Below are 25302 nucleotides of genomic sequence, written 5' to 3' on the forward strand. Positions count from 1 at the left end.
AGACAGTGTGACCATGCTCGCCATTTGAAAAAACAATCGCCAGCCGGGTAGCGGCTGGCGACGGGCAGAGGCTAGACTAAAAAGTTGGGGTTTAAATCATCAAACGGTACGCTTCGCTTTTTGCTTATAACGGTCGAAGATCACCGCCGCCAGCAGGATGAGGCCACGAACCACATACTGCGCGAACGGAGAGATATTCAGCAGGTTCATCGCATTCTCAACCGTCCCCAGGATCAACACCCCGGCCACCACATATGAGATTTTTCCGATGCCGCCTTTAAGCGAAACGCCCCCTAACACGCAGGCTGAAATCACGATCAACTCATAACCGATTGAGGTCATTGGCTGGCCGCTGGTCATACGCGATGCGAGGATAATCCCGGCAATGGCGGATACCAGACCGGAAAGAATAAAGATAATAATCTTGGTACGAACAACCGGAACCCCAGCCAGGCGCGCCGCCTCTTCATTGCCCCCAATGGCCAGCGTATTACGCCCAAACGTGGTTTTGTTCAGCAGTAAGCCAAAGACAATGAAACAAACGACCGTGATCCAAATAGGCGCCGGCAGACCAAACCAGTTAGCATAGCCGAGTGTGAAGAAACGCTCGTCTTCAATCCCGACTGCCTTACCGTCGGAGATAATATAGGCCAGACCACGTACAATCTGCATTGTCGCAAGAGTAGTGATCAGGGCGTTAATTTTTAACCGCGCAATCACGAACCCATTCACCAGACCACACAGAATACCGAGCAGCAGCCCGGCAGCCACGCCAATCCACAGACTTTCGGTCATGTTAATGACTACGGCAGTGGTAACACCAGCACAGGCAATTACAGACGCGACAGACAGGTCGAAATCACCGGATGCCAGGCAAAACAGCATCCCGCAGGCAACCATACCCGACATTGATACCGCCAGCCCTAACCCCTTCATGTTGATGAAAGTAGCAAAGTTTGGCACAAAGAGGGAACAAACCAGGAACAGCACGGCGAACACCACCAGCATGCCATATTGGTCCCAAATGCGGCCCAGATTTAGCGCCGACTTCGTTGCGCCAGAACCCGATGTAGAAACGGAAGACATCATACTCTCCTTATTCAGGCTACAGCCTGGCTGACTTTAGGCATAGCAAGGCTCAACGCCTGGCGCTCATCCGCCTGTTCATGAAGTAACTCACCGGCAATTTCGCCTTCTCTCATCACCACAATACGGTCGGCGACACCGAGCACTTCTGGCAGGTCACTGGAAGCAAACAACACGGCCACACCGCGCGCTGCGAGGGCATAAATCACGTTGTAAATTTCATGTTTGGCGCCCACATCAATGCCGCGTGTAGGCTCATCCAACAAAATCACTTTCATCTCTTCCGATAACCAACGACCGAGAATAGCCTTCTGTTGATTACCGCCGGAGAGGTTCATGATCAGTTGCTCTGCACCCGGCGTTTTGATGTTGAGTGAACGAATATGGTGATCGGCATTGGTCTCTTCCCAGCCGTTGTTGATCACGCATCCCCCCAGAACATGCTTACGCCGTGCACTAATGTTGATGTTGTTGCGCACTGAATGGACCGGAATGATCCCTTCAGCTTTGCGATCCTCCGGGCACAGCATCATCCCCGCTTCAATGGCATGGCTTGGTTTACGGATATCGATAGGTTGTTCATCAATAAATACCTGGCCCGCCGTGATACGCGTACCACCGAACAGCCCTTTCATTAATTCGCTACGCCCGGCCCCCACCAGGCCAAACAGCCCGACAATTTCACCGCTTCGCACGGATAAGCTGATTGGCGTACGCACGCCTGGAGCTTTGACTTCATGCAGCCGCAGACGCTCTGTGCCATACGGTCTGGATTTCCAGCCATAGATATCCCCGAGGTCGCGCCCGACCATCGCCTGCACCAGTGCATCGTGATCGACCTGCTGCATGTCCGTGAACGTTTTGACGTAATGACCATCTTTAAACACGGTGATGGCATCGCTGAGAGCAAAAATCTCCTCCATACGGTGTGAAACGTACAGAATGATGCGTCCTTCGTTGCGCAGCTCACGGATGACGCGAAACAGATTCTCAATCTCGCGAGCCGACAGGGAGCTGGTTGGTTCATCAAAGGCGATAATTTTGGCGTTTCGCGCCAGCGCTTTTGCAATCTCCACCATCTGCCACTGGCCAATGGAGAGGTATTTCAGTGGGGTATCGGGATCGATATCCATCCCCAGATGCTTCAGCTGGATTCCTGCTTCATAGTTCAGCAGCGAGCGGTTCACAATCCCGCCTTTGTGCGGTAACTGCCCTAAATAAATATTCTCGGCAACGGTCATTTCCGGGACGAGATGCAGTTCCTGATAAATAATGGCGACACCGGCGTTGAGTGCGGCAGTGGTATCCGCGAACGAAACTTCCTGTCCGCGGATCGTCAGAGATCCCGTTGTTGGCGCATAGTTACCGCTGAGAATTTTTAAGAGTGTTGATTTCCCGGCGCCATTTTCGCCCATCAGCGCATGCACCTGTCCGGCATAGCAGTCGAAACTGATATCCGTCAGCGCCTTAACGCCCGGGAACGTTTTGCCAATGCCGCGAAATGAGAGATACGGGGTAGACTGTTGCATAACGTCTCCGTGAGTCAGGATTTTACCGGCCTGGAAAACCGCCGGGCGTAGGCCCGGTAAGCACAGCGCCACCGGGCATTGCGCCGGAAGGCAGCTTCGCCTAATCCGGCCTACAACATCGCAGCACTTCTGTTACTTACCGCCTAAGCCTTTCTTCGCCAGCTCTTCTTTGAAGTTATCGCGGGTAATCAGCACCACATCTGTCACTTCAGTGAATGCCGGTGGCTCTGCACCTTTCGTTACCCAGTTGTAGAGCATTTCACTGGATTTGTAGCCGTGCACGTCCGGGCTTGGCAGCAGTGAACCGTAGAACCCGGTCGCTTCGCCTTTTGACAGTTCGCTCACCGCGTCAACGCCGTTGATCCCGATACCAATCACGTTTGGTGCTTTGAAGCCCTGCCCCTCGGTCGCACGTACGCCACCCAGCACGGTGTTGTCGTTCATGCCGACAATCAGCCAGTTTTTGACTTCAGGATGCTGAACCAGCATGGAGTTGGCGGCGTCAAATGCGCCGGGGATGTCATTCGATTTTGTTGGGACCTGGTAAATCTGTTTTTCCGGGAAGCCTGCGGCTTTAAGCGCTTCCATTGAACCAGAAGTACGACGACGTGCGGTATCCAGTTCGTTGGCGGTAATGGCCATTACGGCGGTGGATTTCACATCCCAACCGCGTTTTTGCATCTCTTTGTACAGCTCCTGGCCCTGGCGTTCACCAATTTTGGTTGCCGCCATCATCACCAGCGGCACGGTATCCATCGGCTTACCCTTAGCGTTGGCAAACTGGTCGTCGACGGCAATGACTTTCATATCGTAGCCACGCGCCTTAGCCATAATGGCTGGCCCCAGTTTTGGATCTGGCGTGCAAATCACAAACCCTTTTGCTCCACTTGCAGCCAGGCTGTCGATGGCGTTAAGGGTTTTCTCACCATCCGGAACGGCAATTTTAATCACCTCAAAACCAAGGTCTTTACCGGCTTTATCGGCAAATTTCCATTCAGTCTGGAACCACGGTTCTTCCGGCTGTTTGACCAGGAAACCGAGCTTCATGGATTCAGCGATAGCGGATTGTGACATAATGGCAGCCAGACCGATGGCAGCCAGCGCTTTAGTGAATTTGTGCATGGTTAACTCCAGCTTTAACGTTCTTTTATGTAGGGTAAAATCAGACGATTTTTTGTAATTCGGACGTAAAACAAGGCATTACCTTTTATTGATAAGATCAATGCCAGTGCTGAGAGTATTTTTAGCGGGAAATTGATTCTCCATAAGAGAGCGGCATCACACCACAGAATTACAGTAATTGCGTACATAAATTCAGCGGGAAATGACATAAAAAAACGCGGTTTTGTCGACGGGAAAAAAGAGGGATAGCAGATTAGTCCATAACGTCAGCCAACGAATCCTTGTTCCCGAATACCGAAGCATTCGGGAAAATGATTACCATCGGTAATAAATGTGGTCAGCGTGATCGCGAACCGGAATGTCATCTCCCAATAGACGCGCCGCAAGCGTGAAAGCAAAATCGAAAATATGCCCTAACCCTTTACCGCTAATCAGGTTGCCATCTTCCACAACTGGCGCGTCGATATATTCCCCATCCGTGACGTTTTGCCACAGATCCCCCGAACACACGTAGCGACGCCCCTTCAGCAGGCCATTGCCACCCAGCACACGCGCAGCCGCAGAACACACCGGGCAAATGAGTTTTCCCGCCTCGTCATGGCGAGCGATAAACTGGATGACAGCCTCACTGGCGGCAAGGTTAACGCTGCCCTGCGGCCCGCCGGGTAACACAACGGCATCATAAAGATCCGTCTGACGCGCAGCCAGCGTGCTGTCCGTCACCATCGGCACGTCATGGTAGCTCACCACCGCCCGGGACTCAGCGCAGGCCACTGTTTCAACTTTGATCTGCAGGCGGCGCAGAATATCAATGGTAACAATGGCTTCCGCCTCTTCAAAACCAGGTGCCAGTAGCACGGCAACCTTTTTCATACACACTCCTCGATTTTTCCAAATACACCAAACAATAAATGTCGAATCATTCAGGCGCTTAACTTTATTAATTTCCACAAAACTGATCTGGCGCAAAAAAAATTAGCCAGCAGATAGCGTTCACAGACGCGGGTCAATGGTGAAATTTCTTCATCCGAAGACCAGATAATCATCTGGCGACAGACAATACCTGATTGTGAAATTCCATTTCGTGACATGAAACATCATTTCATTATCAAAATTTCACTTTAATGCTATAAATATCAATCTGTTATATTCACATCATTTATATGCACAAGCGGAAAAATCACTAATATTGCTATGACAATATGTAAAAAATCATAAATACGCAGATTTAAGGATTTTCTTATGTCGGGACTGGAGTTATGCTGAATCTCGATCGGGAGCGAATATAATTCGTGATCACTAAAGGACCGGCGGAACGGATTTATTCTGCTAACAGTTTTAATTGTACGTAGTGGTGAGGTGTAGCGGCAGCCCGTTGCACTGACGTTAGTAACGTACATCCCCCTTTCTGGAAATAAGGATATTGATATGGCTGCAGTTGGAATTGTTCATAAACTTAACACGCAAATGAACCTCGAGTTCTACGCATCGAATCTTTACCTGCATCTCAGTGAATGGTGCTACGAACACAGCCTGACTGGCACCGCAACCTTTCTACGCACCCAGGCGCAAGGTAACGTGACTCAAATGATGCGTATGTTTAATTTTATGAAAAGTGCCGGGGCTAACCCTATCGTCAAGGCTATCGATGTTCCGGGTGATGAACTAACTTCCCTTGAAGAACTGTTTCAGAAAACGCTGGATGAATACCAACAGCGCTACAGCAAGCTATCACGCTTAACCAATGAAGCAGAAGCCTTGAATGATGCAACAACCATTGATTTTCTTCACGATCTGGAAAAAGAGCAGCAGCAGGATGGCGTGCTGTTACAGACGATTCTTGATGAAGTCCGCAGCGCTAAACGTGCGGGACTGTGCATGGCGCAAACCGATAAGCACCTGCTGAACGTCGTGAACTATCAACATCACTAATCTTCAATTTTCATCGTGTTAATGCCGGATAACGATGCGACGCACCTTATCCGGCTGGTGCTTAATTTTCTCTACGCCCACGCCTCTCATTCTGCGAGGCGCAAAAAAACCTTTCTAAAACCTGAAACAACGGTTTATTTTAGTGAGATTCATTCTGCGGCGTGAATTTCAACTCGATCAAGGCAACCGCTTTTTGTATTGCGCGCATAGTGACCGGATCGGCACCTGCAGGATGGCTGGAAAAGTCGATGCTTTTCAGCTGGCTGGACATTTTCTCCCGAACTTCTACTGGGGCAATAACATCAAGAACATCCAGAATCTGCTTGATAACCAGCTGACAGGCAACAACGTCCGAGAGCAGTTCCTGATCGACATTCAGTGTTTGGGACATAGTGAGCTCCTTATAGAAAGGTCGTCATAGTACCCATTCAACGAACGAAACGATAGCCGCGCATGCCTTCCGAATGCGCTGAAAATAAAAATAGTTCCAGTCAGTTTCTTTTGAGATGGCAAGCACAACATGAGTGAACATTTAGCGGTTGAGAACAAACGCGGTCTATCCCCGGCTGCATTACTTGTTGCCGGGGCTTTCTTTATGGAGTTTATTGACGGCACGGTGATTGCCACCGCACTGCCCGACATGGCGAAAAGTTTTGGCGTGCAGGCAGTTGACCTGAACATAGGTATCAGCGCCTATCTGATCACCCTCGCGGTACTGATCCCCGCCAGCGGCTGGATTGCGGATCGCTTCGGCGCCAGAAAGGTGTTTACCCTTGCACTGGCGATATTTACTCTCGCCTCGGTTTTATGCGGTTTGTCCGAAAACCTTGAGAGCTTTGTCGCCATGCGAATCTTACAGGGTGTAGGTGGTGCGCTAATGGTTCCGGTTGGCCGACTCGCGGTATTGCGAACTACGCCTAAACATCAGTTGATCACCGCTATTGCGACCCTGACCTGGCCCGCGTTAGTCGCACCCATCATTGGCCCTCCCCTTGGCGGATTCATTACCAGCTATGCCAACTGGCGCTGGATCTTCTTCATTAATGTACCGCTCGGAATACTGGCGATTGCGCTGGCGCTACGTTTTATCCCGGATATTCATGACGACGAGCGCCGCCCATTTGATATAACGGGATTTATCGCAACCTCTGTTGCGATGGTGAGCCTAGTGTATGCCATGGAGTTACTGGGAACCCAAAAGCCTCAGGGCTGGCTGACCGCCGGACTTTTGGCGCTAGGAACAGTGACCTTTATGTTTGCCCTGCATCATTTTCATCGCACCGCCTGGCCAATGATTCGCCTTGATGCCATGAACGTGCCTACTTTTCGCGTCACCATGTATGGCGGATCGCTGTTTCGTGCCTCTATCAGCGCCGTGCCGTTTCTGCTGCCGTTAATGTTTCAGGTAGGTTTTGGCATGAACGCTTTTCACGCGGGTTCGCTGGTACTGGCGGTATTTGTCGGCAATCTGACGATTAAACCTGCCACCACACCGTTGATACGCTGGCTGGGCTTTAAGAAACTGCTGTTGATTAACGGTGCACTTAACGTTCTGGCGTTGCTGGCCTGTGCATTAATTACGCCGCAGACCCCCGTGTGGGTTATTTTGCTGGTGTTGTATCTGGGCGGTGTGTTCCGCTCAATTCAGTTTACCGGCGTCAGCACGCTTGCCTTCGCGGACGTCCCCGCGGCACAAATGAGCTACGCTAATACGCTGTTCAGTACGGCGACACAATTAGCAGTGGGATTGGGCATTTCTTTAGCCGCTATTGGCATCCGCATTGGTGATGTGGTCAGTGAAAGGCTGGCATTGGGCAATATTCCGGGGATCAGTTTCCGGCTGGCCTTTGTCGCTATTGCCATTATTTGTCTGGTAGGTATGGTGGATACGCTGCGGCTCACCCGTGATGCAGGAAGCGCAGTATCGAACAGGAACAGGTAGCCCGGAGGGTGAACGCCGCCGGGCCAACAGGATTTAGCCAATCACCTCGCGTACAAACGCTTCGATTGCTTTGTCCTGGCAGTTTTCAAAGAAGCACTGCTGGAAGCGCGGGCCTGATACAGCGGTTTTCACCAGTTCAGGATCGATCGCGCTCAGCGTGTCCAGATAATTTTCTTTTACCACAGCCGCTTTCACCTGATTCAGAATACCGGCGTTACGCACCTGCGGCTCTTTACGCTCCGGTGGGTAGCCTTCACCGTTACGCCCGGTGAACGCTTTTTCAAACATATAGCGCACATTCAGCTCAGCACCCCAGCCAAAACCTTTGGCGAATGCCAGAGAAAGCGCGTTGCCGTTGTTGATCTGAGAGAACAAGAACGCATCTGCAGGATCAAGGCAATAACCACACACCACACCCGGATGGATATTCAGTGACATCATTGCCCCCTGGCCCGTACCGCAACCTGTAACAACAAAGTCTACAGCTTTGGAATTAAGCAGGATGCTGGCCATAATGCCTAAATGGATGTAGGTCAGATGATGATCATTTTCGTCGCTCATCCCAACGTTATAGACCGGAAAACCTTTCTCATCCGCAACGGCCTTAAGCTCGTTATGGATGATGGCGTTTTTGCTTGCCTGGCTGTTTTCCATCATCAATGCAATTTTCATTCTGTACTCTCCTGAATGCGCTGCGGTAGCCCGCTGAAAGTCATAACATTCAGCCACATTACTATTTTGCAATCGCACTTTCAAATTTAATGAAATTTAGTTTTAAAAAACAAAGTTGCGCTCACATTCCTGTCTGAACAGTTCAGAATCACCTCAAACAAATGACCTCGTTGTGATTAATCGCAGGTGATCTTCGGGCTATTCAAGCCATTGATGAGGGTCTCTGTATGCCATGATAGTGTATCTTCGAACTTTCAGAGCGATCTCATGAAGACTTTTATCCTGGCACTTTTGCCGCTCATGCTGACAGGATGCACAATTACAAAACAGGCACAGGTCAGCGAAGCCAGCGCCATCACTGGTGTGGTTCGCCTGACTTATAATCAGGCCATGTTACAAACAGCGCGTACCGATGACTACGTTACCCAAGGGACAGCCACCAAAGAGTGTCAGCGTCTGGGCTATGCCAGCGCAGAAGCGTTTGGTCAGCCGGTGTCAACCTGTAGCGTGTATGCAGGCTCTCTGTGCTTAAATACCAAAATTACACTCGCCTGGCAGTGTCATGGTGTCGCGGTGCCCCAATCACCTTCTTTCAATTATTAATATTTCCGACCAGCTCATTTTTGCTGGTCTTTTACCACTTTATTATTTATATCCTCCGTTTAATATCGTTAATGCGTTTTATTCCCATTCGCATTTTTAATAAATAAATTTATTATTTTACCTTTTGCAAATAATTAAATAACAAATTATAGTGGCGCCACGTCAATATATAATAACGTTTGTGGAGCAGAACCATGCTGAAAACAGAAATGATCGACCAACTGAATGAGCAAATGAATCTTGAATTATATTCATCTCTGCTCTACCAACAGATGAGCGCGTGGTGCAGCTATCACAGCTTCGAAGGTGCTGCCGCGTTTTTGCGCCGTCACGCCCAGGAAGAGATGACGCACATGCAGCGTCTGTTCGACTACCTGACCGATACCGGCAGCTTGCCGCGTATTAATACCGTTTCTTCACCCTTTGCTGAATATGCTTCTCTGGATGAACTGTTCCGTGTTACTTACGAACACGAGCAGCTAATCACCCAGAAAATTAATGAGCTGGCACACGCGGCAATGACCCACCAGGATTATCCAACCTTTAATTTCCTGCAATGGTATGTTGCCGAGCAGCATGAAGAAGAGAAATTATTTAAATCTGTTATTGATAAGCTGTCGCTGGCAGGAAAAAGCGGCGAAGGTCTTTATTTCATCGACAAAGAACTGGCTACGCTTGATACACAGAATTAATATTTTAGGGTAATGAAGGCAACCCGCCATCATTACCCCTTGAAATCAGTGACGGCAGATCTTGCTTTCGTGCGTAGAGAAGCCGTCTTCTTTTGCAATAAACTTTCCCTTCGCCGCTAAAAACGCCACCAACTCGCCTGCCGTCATATCCGCCGCAGAACAAGTGTGAAAACGCGCCTGCTCGCCGAAACGTGCCGTAATCGCCGCTTCAAGGCTGGCATTTGAATACTGCTCACCAGATTCAATCATCATGTTAAGCACTTCGTGACCGTGAATAGATTCCATAATACCTCCTTAATAAAGTCCGTAGCCTAATATGAACCGCACATCGTCGCTTTGCGCTAACGCAGGTTTATCAGCAGATAAATGTCATTTGTTATACATCTTAATGATCACAACATCGTAAACATTAATGTACAGTCATTGTAACGGTGATTTGACGAAAATAGCGTTTTGCCTTAATCTGCGCCGCAGATATAACCATTGATTATCTCTGGGACAGAGGAAAGCGTGAAAAACAGAACCCTGGGTAGTATTTTTATCGTGGCGGGAACCACGATTGGTGCCGGTATGTTGGCAATGCCACTGGCTGCGGCAGGCGTGGGGTTTAGCGTCACGCTGGTATTGTTAGTCAGTCTTTGGGCGTTGATGTGCTACACCGCGCTGCTGCTGCTTGAAGTGTATCAACATGTCCCGGCAGACACCGGGCTGGGTACGCTGGCAAAACGTTATCTTGGTCGTTACGGACAATGGGTAACGGGCTTTAGCATGATGTTTTTAATGTATGCTCTGACGGCGGCGTACATCAGTGGTGCAGGTGAACTGCTGGCCTCCAGCATCAGCGACTGGACCGGAACAAATATATCCCCGACAACAGGCGTACTGCTGTTCACCTTTGTTGCCGGTGGCGTGGTTTGTGTTGGGACCTCGCTGGTCGATCTGTTCAACCGTCTGCTATTCAGTGCCAAGATAATCTTCCTGGTGGCGATGCTGGCTCTGTTAATGCCGCATATTCATAAAGTGAACCTGCTTACGCTGCCGCTGCAACAGGGGTTGGCGCTCTCCGCAATCCCGGTCATCTTCACCTCGTTCGGTTTTCACGGCAGTGTTCCCAGTATCGTCAGCTATATGAACGGTAACATCCGTAAACTGCGTTGGGTGTTTATTACGGGTAGCGCCATTCCTCTGGTCGCCTATATCTTCTGGCAACTGGCGACGCTTGGTAGCATTAACTCGACAACATTCATGGGGCTTTTAGCCAATCACGCAGGCTTAAACGGCTTATTGCAGGCATTGCGTGAAGTCGTGGCTTCGCCGCACGTCGAACTGGCGGTGCATCTGTTTGCTGACCTCGCACTGGCAACCTCTTTCCTCGGCGTTGCATTGGGATTATTTGACTACCTGGCCGACCTCTTCCAGCGCCGCAATACCGTAGCGGGAAGAATGCAAACCGGCGCGGTGACATTCCTGCCGCCGCTGGCATTCGCGCTGTTCTATCCGCGTGGTTTTGTCATGGCATTAGGGTATGCGGGCGTTGCCCTGGCGGTGCTGGCGCTGCTCATTCCCTCGATGCTGGCCTGGCAGAGCAGAAAACATAATCCGCAGGCCAACTACCGCGTATCAGGCGGTGCTCCGGCGCTGGCGCTGGTATTTTTGTGCGGCATTGTGGTGATAGCAGTACAGTTTTCTATTGCAGCAGGATTACTACCAGAAGTGGGTTAAAACAAAGGGGCTTTCGCCCCTTTCTGTTAATGCAAACAGCACTGCTTATATTTCTTGCCGCTGCCACACGGACAAGGGTCATTGCGCCCTACTTTGGCATCCACTTTCACCGGTACTTTGACCGGCGTTTCCTGAGGATGCGCCATCCAGTAAGCATGCAGGTCCAGCGCAGCCAGGCGGATTGCATCCACGCTCTCTTCAAACGCTTCCGGCGTTAGTTTCTCAACCACCGCAAAGTTCTCTTCCGTACCGTGCAGCGCAATAGCTTCAAGTGCTGGTTTTAACGTGTCCGGTAACGCGGACCAGTCTGACAGTGCGACACCGCGCATATAACCAAAGCACCACTCTTCAACGATGGTCAGTTCATGCTCGTCAATTTCACGCAAACCAAACAGCGGCTCAAACTGCTCAGGATATTCATCCAGACGATCGGCCGTATCCGCCATATGTTGAAACGCCAGGTTCATGAAACGCGTCATTTCTTTTTCGGAGGACCAGCGAGGGACATACTGCGCGCCGCCCCAAATCGCGACCAGCCACTGCTCTGGTTCAATTTCATACGGTGAACTCAGCACCGCCGTCAGCAAACCATCCAGTTCTGACACATCCAGAATAGCCTTGTCTGTATTGTACTTAGTCAGTACATCATCCAGCCATTCCAGTTCGCTCTCGTTTAATGGTCCCGTTTTCATAACGCTTTTCCTTAGTCAAAAAATCTTGCCTGTGATCATCCTACATGGCTGGAGGGATAACAGATAAAAATGGGCATATGCGGCATATAGCTGCCGCCTGTTCAGGTTAACAGGAAACGAGGGGAATTCCGGAAGTTAACGCACAAAAGAGAACACTAAGCCGCCGGGCATCATACCGGGAAAACACAATAAAACCACCCGTAGGTGGTTTACTGTTGTTCAATACGGTTGAGCGTTGCGGTATAGCCCGTTTTCGCTACCGCGTTAAGTAACGTATCGGTTGGGAAACCTTCTGGCACAATCGCTTCTGCTTGTCGGGTTTTTAGGGAGGATTTTGCTTTAATCACACCGTCGGTTTCACGTAGAGCCTGATTGACCGAAATAACGCACAGCGAGCAGGTCATATTTTGTATATCCAGCACTACTTTTTGATTGGCCGCCTGAGCCCACAGCGGCAGCAACAAGCATGCAACTAATGTGAAGATTTTCATTCAAATACCTCATAAAACCAGGCAACGAGCGTTGGATAAAATAGCACCGGCAAAATCAACGCCAGCGCGCACCAGTAGAGAACGCGCGCTTGCTTCAACGTTAACCATCCGGAGCACCACAGCCGCCTGGAAAAATAGAGCCGCCAGAAGACGCGCAGTAATAAGCCCAATGACACCAGCATCAGGGGAATTCGCAAAAACTCAAACTGGGTGAAAACAGCAAAGCTCGCCGCCGAAATACCAAACAACAGATAGAGCAGCGGTCCAGCGCAGCATAAGCCCGCGGTGACGGCAGCCGCAGCGGCCGTCAACAGGGTGAGTCCCGCCCCTTTAGCGTTGTTCTGTGGCGACATAGCTGTAGGAGAACGCTTTAGGATCGTAGAAATTGATCGGGTCGCCATCGACTTCAGCGTAAGGATAGCCAAAGTTGTTCATGGCTCCCTGCTCCGTTGCCGGATACAGCTCGAAATCACGCCCGTAGTTAAATCCAACCCAGTTCATTTCCCAGTTACCAAACAGGTAAGTGTTTACCGCCTGGACATCGGCGTCCTGATGCGATTTTTTCTCTGCCAGACGCATTTTGGTCACATCAGCAGGATCGCACGGTAACCAGCCGTAACCGGCCAGATAGAATTCGGCGCGGCAATGTTGTCCGCCGCTCACATCGGCGACGCCTGCACTGTCTGCTTTGCCAAAAGCGCTTTTCGAGTAACGTTCGAGCTTATTGGCTTTGCCCAGACGGATGCCAAACAGTTCGCGCGCCGGAATGCCGCTGGCCCGCGCCAGAGCAACAAAAACGGAGCTCATGTCGGTGCATTTTCCTTTGAGCTTACCGCTTTTTAAGATCTCCGCCACATCCCCCGTGCCGCAGCCAATGACGTCGTTATCGCGCTCCATATGGCTACTCACCCATTCGTAAATCAGGCGCGCTTTTTTCAGCGGATCCTGCTCATTACCGGTAATTTTACGCGCGGTTTCCAGAACCTGCCCATCAACTGGGGTATGTGTCGTCGGCAGCAGGTACGGTTTTACATCCAGCGGATAAATAATCTGCTCCGGCGCTTGCCAGGTTTTCAGCGCGTCCTGCTTCAGCGGCTCCCAGTCGGCGGTTTCAATGTCGATATCAACGTTAATCAACAGTTCGCCCTGCGAGTCAGGCCAGGTGGCAAACAGCGTTTTCGCGCCATAAGTATTATTAGTGGTAACGTACGCATGCTTGTAGTTTCCGCTAAAGGCAAGCGCCGTCATTTGTTGAAACGCGGTATCTACCGGAAGCGGGATCCACAGTTTTACCACGCCGCTCGACCCCTTAGGAGGGTTAAGTTTATACGTCTGGGATAACACAAAGCGCCGACGCGCGACTGGTGCAACGGATGGCTCAGCGGCGTGAACCGTCTGGCTAATAACCGCAGGACCGACTAAACCGGCGGCGGAAAGGAGAACGCTATTTTTGAGAAATTGTCGACGTTGCATTGCTGTCTGTCCATGTTGTAAGAGTTGGGCTACGGCTAAGAAGGCAAAAACCGTATGCGATCATCACAGCAGACAGACGCTGACATAAAAAGGTGAGCCGATGGAGGTTATTCATCAATAACAGACCTGTTAACTGTGAATGAAATAAGAAACTGCGCGACAGATAGTAAGCCATAGGCAGGCAAAAAGTACAGCCGTGAGAGCGAGTTCAGAATATATAAACATTCGTTGCCAGCTTACGGGCTAACCCTCTGGCCCCTTCGCGCATAACCATATCGTGATTCCAGCGAAAAACAGGTGCCGCCAGCGGGGCAAGATAATTCATCCAGCGGATCGTGGTACGCACATTCCAGTCATATCTGACGATAGTTTCTGCACCACTTGCAGAAAAAGACCACACGCCTCGCCCTTCAACCGCGCCACTGGCTTGTCCTTCAAGCAGCGAGTAAGGTGCTATATTCAGTACGTTGATGTCAAAGGTTAAGCGATAAGGAAGCGCCCCTTTCCAGGTATAGCGATGCAGCGCCCCAATGCCCTGTAGATCGCCTTTCTTTAGCTCAACGATGCGTTCCAGACTTCCCCACCATTCCGGCCACTGGTCAGGATGGGAAAATATATCCCATACCTCCTGAATAGAAGCCTCAACCCGCCAGACGGTGGAAAACTGATAGTCAGCCATAATACAGACTCCTCAAGGCGAGAAGAAATTGGCGGGAAAACGGATGTTAATGACCATAGCATCCAGAAGCACGGTTTCTAATCGCTGCCCATCTGGCGCATAGCTGATCACTTTGGCAGGGAGTCCATGATAATTATCCAGCCAGACGTCATAACGATGTACTCCATCAACCGCCATTGTTCTAGGCCCAACCACAGATACGTGCATTGTCGCCCGTCCTGCAAGGTTTTCCTTACCAACAGTGGTTGTTGTCCCTTCGCGTTGCAGATGACGAATATTGCCCAACAACACGCCGATATCCGAGCGATCCACCCGATGACCGCGCTCATCCTGGATCAATGAATTAGTAGGTGACAGGTGCAAAATGGGCAACGTACCCGCACCAAATGGCCATAACGTCACTTTACCGCTGACAGGATTAAAGATAAGCACCGCACCTGAATGCGGTTGGGTAAAATCCATCCGCACATACCCAGGCTTTTGAAAGCTATAGCGAATAATTTTGCTTTCATCGGATGGCGACGAGGAGCGCATCATAACCTGATAAGACGTCAGGTTATTAAATGACTGTTGAGAAAACGCGATAGGATCCGTAGCCCTGGCATTCTGCGAAAAGATATCCCCTTCCTCCACCGAATATGCTGCACCACTAAAGGTAAGCAATGCTGCGAACATAACTATCGGAAAAGATGAAATGTTCATAGCAGCCCCCTGAATCAGCACTGTCTGCCAACAGAAGTAATCATCTGTTGGCTGTTTTTATTATAGTTCTTAACTGCGCGGCACTACTCTTCCGGACTTTTAAACACAGTATGGATAGCAGGTTTAAATTATTGGTTTTCTTTTCAGTTAAGATGACAACATAAAGCTATACTTTAATAGCCATGCTTTTTATAGGTATTAATCATGAAACTGCCATCGGTATTTTCATGCGCCGTTCTCATATTACTGCTGCTGGCGTCATCGTCTGCCACAGCCAGCGCGTTACAAAACCAGGCTGTCAGAGAGCAAGAGTTGAGCGAGGCACTTCGAGCTGGTAATGGCGTGATCATCATTGGCGGGACGGATGATTTTGTTTTCACGTTCAGGGCACGAAACCGAATCCACAGACAGCTGGCGATACAGGATGGCTTTGGCGATCCCATCCTGATGAATGGTTTCCAGGACCACAACTATAATCCCGCCCGCGATGGGTTTATCAACAACCCTGCCCGAGGGGGCTTTATGTTTAACGCGCCGATTCGGCGATAGATTGATTAGCAATAGTGAGTATATAGAGGGCAGTTTACGTTTCTGGCAGGTTGCTTGACGCAAGGTATCTATGCTTGTAAAAAACAGGCACAAAAAAACCACCCGTAGGTGGTTTCACGACACTGCTTATTGCTTTGATTATTCTGTTCTTTCCCATGGTACCCGGAGTGGGACTTGAACCCACACAGCGCGAACGCCGAGGGATTTTAAATCCCTTGTGTCTACCGATTCCACCATCCGGGCTCGGGAAGAAATTGGAGGCGCGTTCCGGAGTCGAACCGGACTAGACGGATTTGCAATCCGCTACATAACCGCTTTGCTAACGCGCCGAAATCTTCTGGCTTTACAGCCGACATCCGCTATTGCCGATGTCTTAAATTTGGAGCGGGAAACGAGACTCGAACTCGCGACCCCGACCTTGGCAAGGTCGTGCTCTACCAACTGAGCTATTCCCGCATCACCAAGTAACTTTGTTAATCACTTGATTTTGTTATCGTCTGGCAATCAGTGCTGCCGTTCGATGCGTTGCATTCTACTTACCTGACGCAATGAGTCAACGATATTTTTCACCACTGACGATCGTTTGCTGAAATTTGCGTCGAAACGATCACTGATCAAGCAAATCTCCACGTGCAGCGCTCAAATACTGGAACATTGACCACAAAGTCAGTATCGCGGCGACGAAGAAAAGTGCGATCCCAGCATACTCTACCCAGATATTTGGACGCCACAGCAGCCAGGCCAGCGCGGCCATTTGCGAAGTGGTTTTCACTTTACCGATCCAGGATACGGCTACGCTGCTGCGTTTACCCAGTTCGGCCATCCATTCACGCAGTGCAGAGATGATAATTTCACGCGCAATCATTGTTGCGGCAGGAAGCGTCACCCACCAGCTGTGGTAATGCTCTGTCACCAGGACCATCGCGATTGCCACCAGCACTTTATCAGCGACCGGATCGAGGAAGGCGCCAAAACGCGTGCTTTGGTTCCAGCGGCGTGCCAGAAAACCGTCAAACCAGTCAGTGACCGCTGCGATACAGAAGATCAGCGCACAAACAAAGGGAGCCCAGGTGAATGGCAGGTAAAAAGCCAATACAAAGAATGGGATCAGGATGACGCGAAACAGCGTGAGCAACGTAGGGATATTAAATTGCATATGACGGATAACTATCTGTTGTCAGTGAAATTACCCCTATGTTGCTACAGAGGGCCTAATGTTTCAACGAGTAGAAGATCTTTTCTGCCAGAGCTTGCGAAATACCCGGCACTTTTGCAATTTCTTCGATACTTGCGTTACGAAGACCTTGCAAACCTCCCATATATTTCAACAACATCTGGCGACGCTTTGGCCCGACACCTTCGATGGTCTCAAGCGTGCTGGTGCTTTTCACTTTCGCCCGCTTTTTACGATGCCCGCTAATCGCATGATCGTGAGATTCATCGCGGATATGCTGGATAACGTGCAATGCAGGCGAATCCGGCGGCAGGCTAAAGCCCTCACCTTCCGGCTCAAAGAACAGCGTTTCCAGGCCTGCTTTACGATCGGCCCCTTTTGCCACCCCCAGCAAGAGTGGGTGCTGTTTGTCCCAGGGAACATCCAGCTCAGCAAAAACGGCTTTCGCCTGCCCTAACTGACCTTTACCGCCGTCGATCAATATGACGTCCGGAATCTTACTTTCTTCAATCGCCTTACCATAACGCCGACGCAAAACCTGATTCATCGCCGCATAATCATCACCCGGCGTAATGCCGGTAATGTTGTAACGGCGATATTCTGCGCGCAGCGGGCCATTGGCATCAAAGACCACGCAGGAAGCTACCGTCTGTTCACCCATCGTATGGCTGATGTCGAAGCATTCCATACGCTTCACCGCAGGTAACTTCAATACCGATGCCAGCGCCGTCAGACGTTGCGTAATCGTCGACTGCTGAGAAAGTTTTGTGGTGAGCGCCACTGCCGCGTTGGTCCGCGCCAGCTTGAGATAACGTGCGCGATCTCCTCGCGGTTTCGTCTGCACGTTAATCTTCCTGCCGGCCAGTTCAGACAGAGAGTCTGCCAGCAGGGTTTTATCGCTAAGATTAAAATCGAGCAGGATCTCCCCGGGTAAGGTACGCATCTGGCTCCCCTGCAGATAAAACTGCCCGACAAAGGTTTCGACGACCTCACCGAGTTCCGTGCCACCGGGTACTTTCGGGAAATAGCTGCGGCTGCCCAGCACTTTACCCTGGCGAATAAACAGAACATGCACACAGGCCATACCTGCGTCAAACGCCACGCCAATGACGTCCAGATCGTCTCCGGTATTAGAGACAAACTGTTTTTCTGTCACGCGGCGTACGGCCTGAATTTGGTCACGAATGCGCGCAGCCTCTTCAAACTCGAGATTTTGGCTGGCCTTTTCCATGCGGGCGATCAGCTGCGTTAATACCTGATCGTCTTTTCCGGACAGGAACAGACGAACATACTCGACCTGCTGCGCATACTCTTCCTCACTCACCAGACCCGCGACACACGGACCGAGACAGCGGCCAATCTGATATTGCAGACAAGGCCGAGAACGGTTGCGATAAACGCTGTTTTCGCACTGGCGGATAGGGAATATTTTCTGCAACAGCGCCAGCGTTTCACGCACCGCATAACCGTTCGGGAACGGTCCAAAGTACTCGCCTTTGGCATGCTTTGCCCCGCGATGCATCGCCAGACGCGGGTGGGTATCGCCGCTAAGGAATATAAAAGGGTAGGATTTATCATCGCGCAGCAATACGTTATAGCGCGGCTGATACAGTTTGATGTAGTTGTGCTCAAGCAATAACGCTTCGGTTTCAGTGTGCGTTACCGTGACATCAATCTGCTGGATTTGCGCGACCAGCGCTTCGGTCTTGCGTGACGCAAGATTACTACGGAAGTAGCTGGAAAGCCTTTTTTTCAGGTCTTTCGCTTTCCCGACATAGATAACCGTCCCGGCGGTATCATACATACGATAGACACCGGGCTGACTGGTCACGGTTTTCAGGAACGCTTTGGCATCAAACTGATCGGTCACTGGCTTGTTAATGTCTCCGCATTACACAGGCCATGGCGAATTGCCAGGTGAGTCAGCTCTACATCGCCATGAATGTTTAATTTACTGAACATTCGATAGCGATAGCTGTTCACCGTTTTAGGACTAAGATTCAGTTGCTCTGAGATCTCATTGACCTTCTGACCTTTGGTGATCATCAGCATAATCTGCAACTCGCGTTCAGACAAACTGGCAAACGGGGTTTCCGTTTTCTCAGGCTCAATCTGGCTGAGCGCCATTTGCTGAGCGATATCGGAGGCAATATAACGCTGCCCGGAATAAACCGAACGAATCGCACTCACTACTTCCTGGGGGGCGGCGCCTTTGCTGAGATACCCTGCGGCACCTGCCTGCATAACTTTTGCAGGTAATGGGTTTTCGGTGTGTACCGTCAGCATGATCACTTTAATGTCTGCCGTGGAACGCGCAATTTTGCGGGTTGCTTCCAGACCGCCAATACCGGGCATATTCATATCCATCAGCACAACGTCAACGGAATTTGAGCGGCACCATTTTACCGCATCTTCACCGCAGCACGCTTCGCCGACAACTTTTATGCCTTTTATATCTTCCAGAATGCGTCGTATCCCTGCGCGCACCAGTTCGTGGTCATCAACAAGAAAAACGTTGATCAAAGGAATATCTCCAGAATAGGGATAACGCTACCGATAGTTAATCGGCCCTATGTTAACGGGTTTTATCTCAACTTTGAAATGTAAAAAACGCCCGACTTTCGATTTTGCTCTCGTTTTTGGAAATTAGATTGTACGACGAGTGGAAACTTTCAGTCCTGACAGCCTTCTGCCACGGTTATATCTGCATAGCTGTTTCAGAATAGTGACAAAAAATTCATATTCCCCCGCTGAATGCAAAATAGGCAGTCAAAGTTGTAACAATAATTAACGAGGAAAATACTCGAAATAAACAACATGTGGAGAAAATATATGCACTGCAACATGTTGTTTATTTTAATGTCCACAACATTGGTCCGCGCAAAAAACAACCACAGATATTTTTAGCCTCGCTTATGGTATACTCCGCCGCCTTAAGATTTGACATCGCACTTTTTCATTGAAACATAACGAGGAAAATAAATGAGTACGCCTGACTTTTCCACTGCTGAGAATAACCAGGAACTGGCCAACGAAGTCACCTGCCTGAAAGCCATGTTAACGCTGATGCTGCAGGCAATGGGTCAAGCCGATGCAGGCCGCGTGATTCTTAAAATGGAAAAACAGCTCGCGCTGATTGAAGATCAATCACAGGCGGCGGTATTTTCCAACACGGTTAAGCAAATTAAACAAGCTTACCGCCAGTAAAAAGAAACCGGCTGATAGCAATGCTCTCAGCCGGTTTTGCGTCTGACACTCAGAACGAAAATTTACTCAGATAAGCCCGGTTGCCGCGGCATAGCAGGCTATCTGCGTTTTGTTTGGTGCATTGAATTTCTTTTGCATATTCTTCTGGTGGAAGTTCACGGTATTTTCAGAAATAGACAGAATGATGGCTATCTCTGAAGAGGTCTTCCCCTCCGCCGTCCATTTCAATATTTCCTTTTCCCGCTTGCTAAAGCGCATTTCTGGCGCCATAACCATGTCATCTTCCAGCCGCGTCAGTACAGACAGGCTTTCCCGCACCAGAAGCTGCATCCTGAGCTCCACTTCATCGCTCGCAAGGCGACTGTTACGAATACTTGCACGCGATACAGATAAAAAACCCAACGCCCGATTAGGCAACATTAAGCATTGCGTCATCCCTTTGCGTAAACCGTGATTGCGTGCGGCGTCCCACAAAGGTTGCGCATCGCGAAACAGAGTATCGTTCCAGGGTAAATGCCCCTGACTGAAGTTTTCAGGTTTCAGCACCGGATCAATGGCGAAATAATTTTCGGACTGATAATGCGCCACCCATGCTTTGGGATAGGTCGTATGAAGAGACGTTTTAGGTCGGGTAAAAGGTACCGGATGACGAACACAGAGCGCGTAAAAATCGAACTCTAAGTGCTGCGTCTGTTGTTGTAATTCCGTATAGACATCCTCTGCCGTCGCCATTTCCTGAAAGCGTAACAGCATGCTCCGTCGCCAGGTGAAGAAATCATGATCCTGCATACTAAGTGGTAATGCCCCTGAGATTGATAATCATCCAAACATATGAAACAAGCTAACACATAAATGTATTTTATATATGCAAATTATCGGACAAATGAAGAATTACTTGAGTATTACTCAGCAGTGGAAGGAAGTAACAGATTCAAGCATTAATAATAAAGCAATAATTATAAATAGTTATGCGAACAGCACTCGCCAGAAACAATTCCGACGAGTGCTATATGCACTATTTATTGCATCAAAAACTTCTCAAGAAACTGACGGGTACGCGGCTGCTGCGGATGCGTGAATAAGGATTTTGCTGGTCCCTGCTCCACTATCCGTCCTTGATCCATAAATATCGCTCTATCGGCAACATCGCGAGCGAAGCTCATTTCATGCGTCACAATTACCATGGTGCGTTTTTCCTGCGCCAACTGGCGAATGGTATTCAGCACCTCGCCAACCAGTTCAGGGTCAAGCGCTGAGGTAGGTTCATCAAATAAAATAACCTCAGGTCGCATCGCCAGTGCCCGGGCAATCGCTACGCGCTGCTGCTGTCCGCCCGATAAACGCCGCGGATAGCTGGTTTCTTTACCTGCTAGCCCGACTTTCGCCAGCAATTCACGCGCACGAGCTGTCGCTTCAGCTTTTGGTTCACCTTTGACTATCACCGGCCCTTCAATAATGTTTTCCAGCACCGTCCGATGCGGGAACAAATTAAAGTTCTGAAACACAAAACCGACGTGCTGACGTAACTGACGAATCAGCCCTTTCTGCTGAGTCAACGAACGCGCGGTATCAATGGTAATCTCACCCACTTTAATAGTGCCCGCCTCCGGTTGCTCCAACAAATTAATGCTACGCAGCAGCGTGGTTTTGCCCGATCCGCTCGGCCCAATAATCGCTACTACTTCACCAGGTTTGACGTCAAGATCGATCCCATGCAGCACCGTTTGCCCATGAAATTTTTTGACCAGGTTTCTGACTTCGATAGCACTCATTTCGGCTCTCTCTCCTGGCGGTTCAGTTGTTCTTCAAAATAGTTTTGCAGTGCAGAAAGTACCGTCGCCATCACCCAGTAAATCAACGAGGCCGCCAGATACATCGTAAAGACTTCCAGCGTACGCGAGGTAATCAGCTGCGCCTGACGGAACAGTTCCGGTACCTGAATAGTGGCGGCCAAAGAGGTATCTTTCACCAGACTGATAAAGCTGTTGCTCAGCGGCGGCAACGCAACGCGCGCAGCCTGCGGCAGGATTGCCCGGCGCATGGTCTGCCAGCGCGTCATACCAATACTGGCACCTGCCTCCCACTGCCCTTTATCGATGGAAGAGATTGCCGCACGCAGAGTTTCCGCAGCGTAGGCCGCCGTATTCAGCGACAAGCCAATCATCGCCGCCGGGATGGGATCAAGCTCAATACCAAACTGTGGCAGACCGTAATAGATCATGAACAGCTGGGCAATCAGCGGTGTTCCGCGAAAAATAGAGATATAAAAACGCGCCAGCCAGCGCACAGGCAACAGCGGCGACAAACGCATCAGCGCCAGGATAAACCCCAGCACGAGGCCAAAAAACATCCCGCCGATACTCAGTTGCAGCGTAAAAACCGCGCCTTTGAGCAGATACGGCAGAGAATCAATTACCAGTTGGATACTTTCATGCATTAGCGTTTTTCGACCTGGTTGTTACACGTGAGGATGGTAGGCAAACAGTGCAGGTGCCCCACCGGTATGAATAAAGAGGATTGGTCCTTCGTCTTTAAAGCGCTTCTGGCTGATGCCGTCAATCAAACCCGCCATCGCCTTACCGGTATACACCGGATCCAACAAAATGCCTTCCAGTCGCGCCAGCAGTTTTACCGCCTCCATGCCCTCTTCGTTTGGCGTACCGTAGCCCGGCGCAAAATAATCATCCCATAACAGGATATCCGCCGAGGCCGTCAGTTCCAGTTCGCGGGCAATATCCTGCTGCAACGTTACAACTTTGGGCTTTTGATCGGCAACGCTGCGCGAGACGGTCACGCCGATCAGCTCGACGTCTGGCATCAGTTGTTCCAGGCCCACGGCCAGCCCGGCGTGCGTTCCCGCGCTGCCCGATGCCACCACAACAGAAGAAAGCGCAACGGCCCCTTCACACTGCTGGGCAATTTCCAGTGCGCTTTCCACATAACCCAATGCGCCCAGGGCGTTAGAACCGCCAACGGGGATCACATACGGGCGGAAGCCCTGTGCTTCAATGCGCGTCGCCAGTTCCTGAAGCTGCGCATTCGGGTCTGTCAGCGCATCGCACATTTCGATTTGCGTATTAAACAGGTCCAGCAGCAGACGGTTGCCATTGGTGAGATAGTTTTCCGCAGTAGTGCCAATCGGATTTTCCAACAGCGCCACGCAGTGCAGACCAAGCTTAGCCGCTACCGCCGCCGTCTGACGAACGTGGTTAGACTGGATGGCACCCGCGGTTATCAGCGTATCAGCGCCTTCACGCAGTGCGTCTGCGGCCAGGAATTCCAGCTTACGCAGCTTATTGCCACCCATGGCCATCGGCGTGACGTCATCGCGTTTGATGAAAATATCGCGCCCGAGATAGTCGGAGAAACGTGGAAGATATTCGAGCGGCGTTGGTGCGCCAATAAATTCCAGACGTGGAAAGCGCGTTAAGTTATGCAGCGGCATACAGCCTCCGGTATTCGTTGTTGTGATGTTCTTTTTATTATGCACGCTCAGGCGCAATGAAATAAAAAAAGGCGCTGTTAAAGGCGCCTTTTTTCATCGGATGCCGATTATTTCGTCACATCCGCTCCAAACCATTTTTCAGACAGAGCTTTCAGCGTACCGTCTTTCTGCATTTCAGCAATGGCCGCATCAACCGCTTTCAGCAGATCTTCATTGCCTTTGCGCAGCGCCACGCCGGACTCCTGGCGGGAGAATGCTTCACCGGTTACAGCCAGCGTATCCTTGGTTTTCTTGACCAGATCCAGCGCCGCCAGACGGTCAACCAGAATGGCGTCAATACGGCCTACGCGCAGGTCCTGGTATTTGGTCGGGTCATCATCATAGGTACGAATATCCACGCCCTGCACGTTCTGGCGCAGCCACTCTTCATAGTTGGTGCCCAGGCCAACGCCGACTTTTTTACCTTTCAGATCGGCAGCGGTCTTAATAACGCCTTCATTACCTTTCTTCACCAGCGCCTGAATACCAGAAACCGTATACGGGGTAGAGAAATCGTATTTTTTCTTACGTTCGTCAGAGATGGTCACCTGGTTGATGACCACGTCAATGCGCTTGGAATCAAGAGAGGCCAGCATACCGTCCCACTTGGTCGGCTTCAGGTTAGCTTTCACCCCAAGGTGCTTGGCCAGTTCCTCAGCGAACTCCACTTCGAAACCGGTCAGCTTGCCGTCATCGCCCTGAAAACTAAACGGGGGATAGGTCCCTTCCAGGCCCACCAGCAGCGTGCCGCGCTCTTTAACTTTATTTAACAGACCTTCATCTGCATAAGTCTTTACGCTCATTCCGGCGACAAGTGCAACAGCCATTACACCCATCAGAGCCTGACGTCCCAGAAGTGCTAATTTCATAGTTACCCCGAATATTGTCATTAGTGACTATCATTTATGACTACAGTGTAAAGCGTTTACTGTGTTCCACAAACACGACTCTGTTACACCTTATTCGTTTTTAATATATATCAGAACTGGCTGTCCAGGAGGATTTCTGCATATGTCCCATATGGGTATGGGCTTTGAACTGCTCATACTTACGTAAGGCGATGCGGTAATTGTTGGTGCTGGTTTCCGGCAGCCACGGGGCAAGGTTCTCGTCGAGGAACCCTTCCTGCAGCAGGTCATGAGAGATATTTTGTTCGGTCAGGTGATTCCCGAGGCGACGCAGACGGACAACGTATTCACGTACCGTGCCGTGACTCATTTCGGTCTGCTCAAATAAAAACTGTTTAAAACCGATAATGTCGAAAAAGTCGCTCTGCTCTTTGCAATGCAAATCACCGCAAAAACGACACAGTGCCACCCACTCTTTTTTCTCCTGCTCCCACTCGACTTCATCCAACAAAGTGTCCAGACGGGCGATGGCGATTTTATTCACAATTTGCCCACGACGAACCAGCGTGATCCGGTCGAGCAACTTAAAGCAATGGGCGCAATGCGTCTGGCTGTGTTTGAAATCTTTGAGGTAGCGGCTTAGAGGCCGTCTTTTTGATTGCTGCACCGTCATGAGAACTCCTGGTAGTCAATTCGTAATGCG

30 protein-coding genes and 3 tRNA genes are annotated in these 25302 nt (G+C 50.2%); 8 read left to right on the forward strand and 25 right to left on the reverse strand.

The annotated features are described in order from the left end of the window. Window positions 1-99: 99 nt before the first annotated feature. From araH to OGY09_RS06125, 4 genes are all read right to left on the reverse strand, one after another. Entirely contained in the window at window positions 100-1086 is a 987-nt protein-coding gene (gene araH, locus OGY09_RS06110) for an L-arabinose ABC transporter permease AraH (protein WP_008785075.1), read from the reverse strand. A gap of 14 nt (window positions 1087-1100) precedes the next feature. Beyond that, window positions 1101-2615, reverse strand: a complete 1515-nt coding sequence (gene araG, locus OGY09_RS06115; RefSeq protein WP_003839135.1) for an arabinose ABC transporter ATP-binding protein AraG — start codon at window positions 2613-2615, stop codon at window positions 1101-1103. A gap of 132 nt (window positions 2616-2747) precedes the next feature. Beyond that, window positions 2748-3737: an arabinose ABC transporter substrate-binding protein gene (locus OGY09_RS06120; protein WP_003833897.1), complete on the reverse strand. Its 990-nt coding sequence runs from the start codon at window positions 3735-3737 to the stop codon at window positions 2748-2750. Window positions 3738-4052: 315 nt separating this feature from the next. After that, window positions 4053-4610, reverse strand: a complete 558-nt coding sequence (locus OGY09_RS06125; RefSeq protein ID WP_032943808.1) for a DJ-1/PfpI family protein — start codon at window positions 4608-4610, stop codon at window positions 4053-4055. A 555-nt stretch (window positions 4611-5165) separates the two neighbouring features. Here OGY09_RS06125 and OGY09_RS06130 point away from each other — a divergent pair. Further along, window positions 5166-5669 carry a non-heme ferritin-like protein gene (locus tag OGY09_RS06130; protein WP_003034597.1) on the forward strand — a complete coding sequence of 168 codons (504 nt, stop codon included), beginning with the start codon at window positions 5166-5168 and terminating at the stop codon, window positions 5667-5669. 139 nt (window positions 5670-5808) lie between these two features. Here OGY09_RS06130 and OGY09_RS06135 read toward each other — a convergent pair whose 3' ends face one another. Further along, window positions 5809-6060 (reverse strand): DUF2766 family protein, encoded by a 252-nt coding sequence (locus OGY09_RS06135; RefSeq protein WP_032943809.1) that lies wholly within the window; start codon window positions 6058-6060, stop codon window positions 5809-5811. A gap of 129 nt (window positions 6061-6189) precedes the next feature. On the opposite strand from OGY09_RS06135, the gene OGY09_RS06140 reads away from it, so the two are divergent. Continuing rightward, window positions 6190-7611, forward strand: coding sequence for an MFS transporter (locus OGY09_RS06140; protein WP_032943811.1), 1422 nt, complete (start codon window positions 6190-6192; stop codon window positions 7609-7611). 33 nt (window positions 7612-7644) lie between these two features. Here OGY09_RS06140 and OGY09_RS06145 read toward each other — a convergent pair whose 3' ends face one another. After that, window positions 7645-8283, reverse strand: a complete 639-nt coding sequence (locus OGY09_RS06145; protein WP_032943812.1) for an RpiB/LacA/LacB family sugar-phosphate isomerase — start codon at window positions 8281-8283, stop codon at window positions 7645-7647. A 267-nt stretch (window positions 8284-8550) separates the two neighbouring features. Between OGY09_RS06145 and yecR the strand changes: the two genes are divergently transcribed. Continuing rightward, window positions 8551-8886: a YecR family lipoprotein gene (gene yecR, locus OGY09_RS06150; protein ID WP_008785081.1), complete on the forward strand. Its 336-nt coding sequence runs from the start codon at window positions 8551-8553 to the stop codon at window positions 8884-8886. A 194-nt stretch (window positions 8887-9080) separates the two neighbouring features. Continuing rightward, entirely contained in the window at window positions 9081-9578 is a 498-nt protein-coding gene (gene ftnA / locus OGY09_RS06155; protein ID WP_003034588.1) for a non-heme ferritin, read from the forward strand. Between the two features lie 45 nt (window positions 9579-9623). On the opposite strand, the gene OGY09_RS06160 is transcribed toward ftnA, so the two are convergent. Further along, window positions 9624-9863, reverse strand: a complete 240-nt coding sequence (locus OGY09_RS06160; RefSeq protein ID WP_003034586.1) for a YecH family metal-binding protein — start codon at window positions 9861-9863, stop codon at window positions 9624-9626. Between the two features lie 225 nt (window positions 9864-10088). Here OGY09_RS06160 and tyrP point away from each other — a divergent pair, with 225 nt between their 5' ends. Next, entirely contained in the window at window positions 10089-11300 is a 1212-nt protein-coding gene (gene tyrP, locus OGY09_RS06165; protein ID WP_032943814.1) for a tyrosine transporter TyrP, read from the forward strand. A gap of 26 nt (window positions 11301-11326) precedes the next feature. On the opposite strand, the gene OGY09_RS06170 is transcribed toward tyrP, so the two are convergent. From OGY09_RS06170 to OGY09_RS06195, 6 genes are all read right to left on the reverse strand, one after another. Continuing rightward, complete coding sequence (locus OGY09_RS06170; RefSeq protein WP_003034581.1) at window positions 11327-11992, reverse strand: YecA/YgfB family protein; 666 nt, start codon at window positions 11990-11992, stop codon at window positions 11327-11329. A gap of 209 nt (window positions 11993-12201) precedes the next feature. Further along, window positions 12202-12483, reverse strand: a complete 282-nt coding sequence (locus tag OGY09_RS06175) for a heavy-metal-associated domain-containing protein (protein WP_003833910.1) — start codon at window positions 12481-12483, stop codon at window positions 12202-12204. Further along, complete coding sequence (locus tag OGY09_RS06180) at window positions 12480-12836, reverse strand: mercuric transporter MerT family protein (RefSeq protein ID WP_032943815.1); 357 nt, start codon at window positions 12834-12836, stop codon at window positions 12480-12482. Before OGY09_RS06180 ends, OGY09_RS06175 begins: the two co-directional genes overlap by 4 nt. Continuing rightward, window positions 12814-13956 (reverse strand): transglutaminase-like domain-containing protein, encoded by a 1143-nt coding sequence (locus OGY09_RS06185; protein WP_032943816.1) that lies wholly within the window; start codon window positions 13954-13956, stop codon window positions 12814-12816. The genes OGY09_RS06180 and OGY09_RS06185 overlap by 23 nt, the downstream gene beginning before the upstream one ends. Window positions 13957-14164: 208 nt before the next feature. Beyond that, the gene (locus OGY09_RS06190) at window positions 14165-14635 is read right to left on the reverse strand and encodes an SRPBCC family protein (protein ID WP_032943818.1); all 471 of its coding nucleotides are present in this window, start codon (window positions 14633-14635) and stop codon (window positions 14165-14167) included. A gap of 12 nt (window positions 14636-14647) precedes the next feature. Next, window positions 14648-15337 carry a LolA family protein gene (locus OGY09_RS06195; RefSeq protein ID WP_032943820.1) on the reverse strand — a complete coding sequence of 230 codons (690 nt, stop codon included), beginning with the start codon at window positions 15335-15337 and terminating at the stop codon, window positions 14648-14650. A gap of 204 nt (window positions 15338-15541) precedes the next feature. Between OGY09_RS06195 and OGY09_RS06200 the strand changes: the two genes are divergently transcribed. Beyond that, on the forward strand, window positions 15542-15886 hold the full coding sequence (locus OGY09_RS06200; RefSeq protein ID WP_032943821.1) for a hypothetical protein: 345 nt from the start codon (window positions 15542-15544) through the stop codon (window positions 15884-15886). A 156-nt stretch (window positions 15887-16042) separates the two neighbouring features. On the opposite strand, the gene OGY09_RS06205 is transcribed toward OGY09_RS06200, so the two are convergent. The 6 genes from OGY09_RS06205 to uvrY form a co-directional block, all read right to left on the reverse strand. Next, window positions 16043-16129 (reverse strand) — tRNA-Leu (locus tag OGY09_RS06205). A 12-nt stretch (window positions 16130-16141) separates the two neighbouring features. After that, window positions 16142-16215: transfer RNA gene (locus OGY09_RS06210), tRNA-Cys, on the reverse strand. 51 nt (window positions 16216-16266) lie between these two features. After that, window positions 16267-16342, reverse strand: a tRNA-Gly gene (locus OGY09_RS06215). 151 nt (window positions 16343-16493) lie between these two features. Next, window positions 16494-17042, reverse strand: coding sequence for a CDP-diacylglycerol--glycerol-3-phosphate 3-phosphatidyltransferase (gene pgsA, locus OGY09_RS06220; RefSeq protein ID WP_003030490.1), 549 nt, complete (start codon window positions 17040-17042; stop codon window positions 16494-16496). A gap of 55 nt (window positions 17043-17097) precedes the next feature. Next, window positions 17098-18930, reverse strand: a complete 1833-nt coding sequence (gene uvrC / locus OGY09_RS06225) for an excinuclease ABC subunit UvrC (RefSeq protein WP_003834021.1) — start codon at window positions 18928-18930, stop codon at window positions 17098-17100. Next, window positions 18927-19583 carry a UvrY/SirA/GacA family response regulator transcription factor gene (gene uvrY, locus OGY09_RS06230; RefSeq protein ID WP_006684079.1) on the reverse strand — a complete coding sequence of 219 codons (657 nt, stop codon included), beginning with the start codon at window positions 19581-19583 and terminating at the stop codon, window positions 18927-18929. The genes uvrC and uvrY overlap by 4 nt, the downstream gene beginning before the upstream one ends. A 296-nt stretch (window positions 19584-19879) precedes the next feature. On the opposite strand from uvrY, the gene OGY09_RS25370 reads away from it, so the two are divergent. Together OGY09_RS25370 and OGY09_RS06235 are read left to right on the forward strand one after the other, a co-directional pair. Beyond that, complete coding sequence (locus OGY09_RS25370) at window positions 19880-20023, forward strand: hypothetical protein (RefSeq protein WP_418219448.1); 144 nt, start codon at window positions 19880-19882, stop codon at window positions 20021-20023. Window positions 20024-20042: 19 nt separating this feature from the next. Continuing rightward, complete coding sequence (locus OGY09_RS06235) at window positions 20043-20267, forward strand: DUF2594 family protein (RefSeq protein ID WP_003030482.1); 225 nt, start codon at window positions 20043-20045, stop codon at window positions 20265-20267. Between the two features lie 66 nt (window positions 20268-20333). Here the strand turns inward: OGY09_RS06235 and sdiA are convergent, their stop codons facing one another. From sdiA to fliZ, 6 genes are all read right to left on the reverse strand, one after another. Beyond that, on the reverse strand, window positions 20334-21056 hold the full coding sequence (gene sdiA / locus OGY09_RS06240; RefSeq protein ID WP_008785095.1) for a quorum-sensing transcriptional regulator SdiA: 723 nt from the start codon (window positions 21054-21056) through the stop codon (window positions 20334-20336). A 230-nt stretch (window positions 21057-21286) separates the two neighbouring features. Continuing rightward, window positions 21287-22039: an L-cystine ABC transporter ATP-binding protein TcyN gene (gene tcyN, locus OGY09_RS06245; RefSeq protein WP_003030477.1), complete on the reverse strand. Its 753-nt coding sequence runs from the start codon at window positions 22037-22039 to the stop codon at window positions 21287-21289. After that, window positions 22036-22704: a cystine ABC transporter permease gene (gene tcyL, locus OGY09_RS06250; RefSeq protein WP_003030474.1), complete on the reverse strand. Its 669-nt coding sequence runs from the start codon at window positions 22702-22704 to the stop codon at window positions 22036-22038. The genes tcyN and tcyL overlap by 4 nt, the downstream gene beginning before the upstream one ends. 21 nt (window positions 22705-22725) lie before the next feature. Then, on the reverse strand, window positions 22726-23712 hold the full coding sequence (dcyD, locus tag OGY09_RS06255) for a D-cysteine desulfhydrase (protein WP_032943823.1): 987 nt from the start codon (window positions 23710-23712) through the stop codon (window positions 22726-22728). Between the two features lie 107 nt (window positions 23713-23819). Further along, window positions 23820-24620 carry a cystine ABC transporter substrate-binding protein gene (gene tcyJ / locus OGY09_RS06260; protein ID WP_003030469.1) on the reverse strand — a complete coding sequence of 267 codons (801 nt, stop codon included), beginning with the start codon at window positions 24618-24620 and terminating at the stop codon, window positions 23820-23822. Window positions 24621-24720: 100 nt separating this feature from the next. After that, the gene (gene fliZ, locus OGY09_RS06265; RefSeq protein ID WP_032943824.1) at window positions 24721-25272 is read right to left on the reverse strand and encodes a flagella biosynthesis regulatory protein FliZ; all 552 of its coding nucleotides are present in this window, start codon (window positions 25270-25272) and stop codon (window positions 24721-24723) included. Between the last annotated feature and the right edge of the window lie 30 nt (window positions 25273-25302).

Origin of the sequence: Citrobacter sp. Cpo071, from assembly GCF_030332765.1 — a bacterium.
Lineage (GTDB): Bacteria > Pseudomonadota > Gammaproteobacteria > Enterobacterales > Enterobacteriaceae > Citrobacter > Citrobacter portucalensis.